General features: G+C 38.9%; 6 protein-coding genes. 1 reads left to right on the top strand and 5 read right to left on the bottom strand.

What is annotated here, in order from left to right; translation table 11 throughout:
• The first annotated feature begins 124 nt into the window (after positions 1 to 124).
• Positions 125 to 2,008: an SLC13 family permease gene (locus tag ACZFYI_RS14805; protein WP_462524902.1), complete on the top strand. Its 1,884-nt coding sequence runs from the start codon at positions 125 to 127 to the stop codon at positions 2,006 to 2,008.
• Here ACZFYI_RS14805 and ACZFYI_RS14800 read toward each other — a convergent pair.
• The 5 genes from ACZFYI_RS14800 to ACZFYI_RS14780 all read right to left on the bottom strand — a co-directional run bounded on the left by ACZFYI_RS14800 (position 2,005) and on the right by ACZFYI_RS14780 (position 5,396).
• A complete protein-coding gene (locus ACZFYI_RS14800) occupies positions 2,005 to 2,688 on the bottom strand; it encodes a hypothetical protein (RefSeq protein ID WP_462524901.1) in 684 nt (227 codons plus the stop codon). The genes ACZFYI_RS14805 and ACZFYI_RS14800 overlap by 4 nt on opposite strands.
• Before the next feature lie 25 nt (positions 2,689 to 2,713).
• Positions 2,714 to 3,262, bottom strand: coding sequence for a DUF5655 domain-containing protein (locus ACZFYI_RS14795; RefSeq protein ID WP_462524900.1), 549 nt, complete (start codon positions 3,260 to 3,262; stop codon positions 2,714 to 2,716).
• A 19-nt stretch (positions 3,263 to 3,281) separates the two neighbouring features.
• Positions 3,282 to 3,758 carry a DUF4199 domain-containing protein gene (locus ACZFYI_RS14790; RefSeq protein WP_462524899.1) on the bottom strand — a complete coding sequence of 159 codons (477 nt, stop codon included), beginning with the start codon at positions 3,756 to 3,758 and terminating at the stop codon, positions 3,282 to 3,284.
• 130 nt (positions 3,759 to 3,888) lie between these two features.
• Positions 3,889 to 4,293 carry a DUF6855 family protein gene (locus ACZFYI_RS14785; protein ID WP_462524898.1) on the bottom strand — a complete coding sequence of 135 codons (405 nt, stop codon included), beginning with the start codon at positions 4,291 to 4,293 and terminating at the stop codon, positions 3,889 to 3,891.
• 104 nt (positions 4,294 to 4,397) lie between these two features.
• Positions 4,398 to 5,396, bottom strand: coding sequence for an MBL fold metallo-hydrolase (locus ACZFYI_RS14780; protein WP_462524897.1), 999 nt, complete (start codon positions 5,394 to 5,396; stop codon positions 4,398 to 4,400).
• Positions 5,397 to 5,536: the final 140 nt, after the last annotated feature.

Here is a 5,536-nt window from a genome sequence, read left to right as displayed (position 1 = left end):
TTTTTTTAAATAACGGTTTACCTTTGGCCATTGAAAATTTTCCTCAACAGTTTTTTATGTCATGATAAAAACATCAGCCCTAATGGTATTTTTTCAATTTTTAAGTGGGAGTAATTTTGCTTTGATGACTCAAATTACCATCGGCGACACAGCTACGGACTTAGCTGACTCTGGCTTCAATTTCAAATTGGTCCTGGTTTTGGCCTTATTGGCAATTGCAATTGCGATGTTTGTCAAAAACAAGCCTAGAATGGATGCAGTGGGAATAATCATGATTGCCGCATTGCCTTTTACAGGAATAATCACTGTAGAAGAAACGTTGATTGGATTCAGCGACCCAAACATAGTTCTGATTGCAGTCCTTTTTGTCATGGGTGAAGGCCTTGTAAGGACCGGAGTAGCAAGGAATGTTGGGGATTGGATCAATCAAAAAGCAGGGGGAAATGAGACTAAGTTACTTGTTCTGTTGATGTTGGCGGTCGCCGGATTGGGATCTGTCATGAGTTCTACCGCAATCGTTGCAATATTTATTCCTGTAGTTTTTAGGATTTGCAGTAATACAGGAATTTCACCTAGTCATCTGATGATGCCGATGAGTTTTGCAGCTTTGATAAGTGGAATGCTTACTTTGATATCCACTGCCCCGAACTTGGTAGTGAATTCTGAACTTATGCGGCAAGGTGAAAATGGATTAGGGTTTTTTACCATAACCCCTTTTGGGCTTGCTATTTTGGCTTTGGGAGTAGTGTACATGTTGTTTGCCAGAAAATGGCTGCCGGACAATTCCTCCAAATCTGTGAAAAAGAAAAGAAAACCCACTTTTAAAGATTGGATTGAAAAGTATGACCTGATCAATAGGGAGTATAGGGTAAAAGTATTGCCAGATTCTTTACTTCTTGGATATAAAATCAATGAACTTGACCTCAAATATGAAGGATTCAAACTTTTGGCGGTAGAAAGAAAAGATGCTAATAAACAGGTCTTTATCAGACCAACCAAAATCATGGATTTTCAGGTGGATGATATTTTGTTTTTAGATGTCAGGAATCATGAAATTGACCTTAAAACTTTTGCTGAAAAATATGGAGTTGAAAAAATTAACCTTTCAGGTGGAAAAGGCTATCTGACTTCAATATCCCAAGAATTGGGGATGATTGAAGCTATCATTCCTGCCGAATCTGATTTTGTCGGGAAAACAGTAAAAGAAGCAAGGTTAAGATCCGAATCTGGTTTGACAGTAATAGGCCTTTGGAGAGGGGATCATGCGATTTTAGAGGGGTTTTTAGAAAAGGAGCTAAATGTTGGTGATACCATTTTGATTGCAGGTTTTTGGGAAGATATCAAAAGAATAGGGCAGGAAACAGATGAACTTGTTTTGCTGAATTTGCCTATTGAATTTGAGGAAGTATTACCGGCAGCAGACAAAGCTATGCATGCAGTTGTGATTTTGGGTTTGGTTGTCCTGACTATGATTACAGGAATTTTGCCCAATGTTCATGCGGTGATTTTGGGTTGCCTTGCAATGGGATTATTTAGGATTATTGACATGAACAGTGCCTACAATTCCATTTCTTGGAAAAGCCTGGTACTGATTGTGGGAATGATGCCGTTTTCAATCGCACTTCAGAGGACAGGCGGAGTGGAAATGGCCGCTGACGGATTGATCAACCTAGTCGGAGAAAGTGCTCCATGGGTAGCAATCGCTTCCCTGTTTTTCATTACGGCTGTGTTGGGCCTGTTTATCTCCAATACAGCCACTGCTGTCCTTATGGCTCCAATAGCAATTAAAATGGCTTATGATTTGGAGTTATCTCCTTATCCATTTGCAATGGCTGTGATATTGGCAGCTTCTTCGGCATTTATGACTCCTGTTTCATCACCTGTCAACACCCTTGTGGTAGCTCCCGGTGGCTATAAGTTTGGGGATTTTGTAAAAATAGGCGTGCCATTTACGATCATAGTGATGATCATAGCTGTCTTTTTGATTCCTTTAATTTTACCTTTTTAGTCATTAAAAATAAAAAATCCCAAACCTCCTGGATCGCGGATAATGATATTGTCTACGATTCCTTCTTTGTTAAAATGGGTAATTTCCTCTGTGATCGGTATTTTTAAAGTCCTGATTTTGGAGATGATTTCTGGATTGTTTTTTCCGTTGAAATAAGTCAGTGAAGGGTTGAAAAACAGATGGGGACAGGAAAGCGCTTTCATCAAAGTAATTGTAAATCCATTGTTGGTCAGTGAAAAATAGCTGCCTTCCAAATTTCCAAAAACCAATTTAAATCCCATGCTAAGATATATTTCAAAGGATTTTTTGGGATCGATTGACTCCAGACTGATTCCCATATATTTTCCCAAAACGCTGAAAGTAGCTTCTTTCTCGCTCAATTCTATTTCAGGAATCCCCTCGATCAAATAAATCCAAACGCCATTTCCATCGGAAATCAGATATCCATCTTTGATTGGAACAACCTCCGTAATGGACTTTAGTTTGTCTATTTCAACTTTCCAACTTTCCTTATAAAACTTAAATCCTGACCTGGAATACCTATCCGGATTGATTTCTACAAAAGCTTTTCCATCAGTCAAACAGATTGGCTTTTCAGAAATCTGACTAAATCCAAGTTTTAAATAAAAATCAATGCTTGAACTTAAATGTGGTGTTGGAGTGTGGATCAATCCTTGCATAAAAACGGAAGGTTGGTTTTGAATTTTAACCTGCATTTTGATATGCTTTCCTTACCCAATCAAAGACTTCTTGGTCTATATCATCAATTCCGGTCAGGTTGATTTTATGGGTACACATCGCATTTCCGCTTGGGAGTAGTTTACCGCTCGGTTCTTGGCCTTTGAGATTGATGCCTATCTCAAACCTTGTTTTGGTAACCGGATGCAACAAGGCAAACTGTTTTTTTCTTCTGAGGCTCACATTGGCTATTTTGGGGGCTATTTCAATGTCGTTGCCGAATTTTGAAATAGCTACAATCAGCTTGTCATAAATGGGTCTGAAATGTTCTTTGCCTTTGTATTGGTTGTTGATCAGTTCATCTTGGTCTTCGTGAGACCCTGCATCCGTGGCTAGGGTTTTCAAAGCTACCAAATTGGCAAATCCATGAGTCAGTCCTTTTTCCTCTTTCAAGTACTTCATGATCTGACCATGTTTTTCAAATTTCAAGGTTTTGACTTCCTCGATCCATTTTTCCAGACTTTTTCCTGTATTTTTTTTCAGGTTATCGAGCATGGTTTGTGCTGCATTGTCCATGGTTTTTTGGGTTATAGTATTAATTTTTCCTCGTAAAAATGGCTACAATAGCCGTGGTTATCATGCCCATAACGGGTGCACCGATCAATCCTTGGATTATATAATTTTCAAGATTGAAATATGCTTCTCCTGCTTCTTGGGTAGTTTTTCCTGTAGAAACACCGGTAGCTATCGCATTTTGGAAGTAATCAGGTGTAATGAAGGTTGAAGTGATATATTGAGTCAAAGGACTTAGAATTGTCACGAACAAAGTAATAATCAAACCGCAAATGAAACCTTGCATGTAAGTCATTTTGCCGTGATAATGGTTTTTCCTTTTTTCCAATAGGGCGAAAACATAAACAGCTATTGCCGGGATTGCAAAAAAATTCGTGTATGTCATGTGTTTATCAATATGCACATCATGAAGCCCGACAGCTTTTTCAAGCACCATCCATAGCAAGGTCATCAAGGCAAATATGATTGCCCATTTGATTTCAATTTTGAGATTTTTCATAAGGCTAGGGTTTGGGTTATGAGACCACTGTCCAGATTCAGGACATGTACAATGAAAATTTAAAAAATTTAATTTTGTAGAAAAAAAAATGGAGAGATAATTTTAATAAAAACCACTTAATTTTTTAAAATTATTTGGCTTTTATTTTGTTTCCTTTGGAGTCATGTGTGACTTCGGCCAATCCAAGTTTTTCCATCAAGGGAGGGATATACATCGCAAATCTTCCCCGTAATCCTTTTTTCAATCCATACCAACCACCGACAGGATTGGTCTCGGATCTGCCCCAAGCCTCAACGGTTCCGTCTTTGGCAGGTTTTTGTTCGTCTGCGCTTCCCAACTCCATCCAATCTCCGTGTTTTTTCAGCATTTGGTGAAGGTCTTGGAGACAACGGAAATCATAAAGCAGGGTGGTTTTTCCAACCACACATACGATCACCTCTTTACCGTCCTTGATATCCTTATACATCTCATAGTCAGAGGTTAGGGGAGGGGTTTTTAATTTCCAAGGGTTTTCTTTGGTTCCTTCTTGTGCCATTTGAATTCAAGTTTGAAGTTTCAGTCCCTTGAATTTAGAACTTTTAAGGTTCTCATTTCAAGGTTCTATAAACTTTTTCAACCTTCCGACTTGAATTCAGCTGACTAAAAAATAAGCAGATTCCGTCCCAAAACAGGTTCCACCAATTTCCCATTCAAATTTTCCTGATTGGATAACAAGATATCCCAAGGTTCCATCCGGGGTTCATCAGAAAGGTTAAAAGTGCCAAAATGCATGGGGATAAAATATTTTCCTTCCAAGGTATTGAATGCCTCAATTGCGTCTTTTGGGCTAATGTGAGCTTGGTGCATAAACCACTCAGGCTTATAAGCCCCGACGCCCATCAGGCAATAATCAGGAGTTCCTAAGGTGTTTTTGATATCCAAGAAGTGCTCACCTTTTCCGCTGTCACCCATAAAATAAATGGAATAACTGCCATTTTGAATATAAAAACCTCCCCACAGACTTTTGTTATCATCTGTCAGCCATCTTTTCGACCAATGCCTGCTTGGTACATAAGTGATGGAAATCCCACTATCCAAAAGTGAATACTGTTGGTACCATCCCGCCTCTTGGATGGTGTGGCCGTTTGTCCAGCCATTGATCACGCTTTCCAACCCTAATCCCGTAAGAATTTTCATGGAAGGATTTGCTTTGGCAAGGTACTTCAGTGAGTTTTCATCGCAATGGTCCCGGTGGTTATGTGACAATAAGATATAATCCAGCTTGGGCATTTTTTCCAAAGAAAAAGGCAGCGGGCTTTCTCTTTTCAGAAATGTATTGTCGATCAAAAGGGGATCAGTCAGGAATACCTTTCCATGGATTCTCATTAAATAAGTTGCATGTCCCAGCCAAATCAAGTAATCTTCTTGTCCGTGAAAGACCGTGGAATCGAAATCAACTGTCAATTTTCTCGTTTCCGCCTTTTTTTCTTCTGCCTGTGGATTTTTACTCGTTTGCCATTTCAAAACATCCCCAAAGCTAGAAGTGAACGGTTGGTATAAATTGACAAACCGTCCTTTTTCATCAAGCGGATTACCCTTCCAATTCTCATTGGGTTGGATGGTATTGAGTTGTGGATTGGAAGCAAATTTTGGTTTCATAGGATCGGTCTCTTCATTTAATAATAAAATGAAAAGAAGAGGTATTAACAAAACTAAATAGAATGGTTTTTTCTTCATTTATCCAACAAACAAACCGGTATTTCAAGGGAATGTTTTATGCAGCCAATAATTCATGAAGT

The sequence above is a fragment of the Aquiflexum sp. genome (assembly GCF_977115555.1).
Note: the sequence above shows the minus strand (reverse complement) of the source record. Positions and strands in the feature narration are given on the sequence as shown.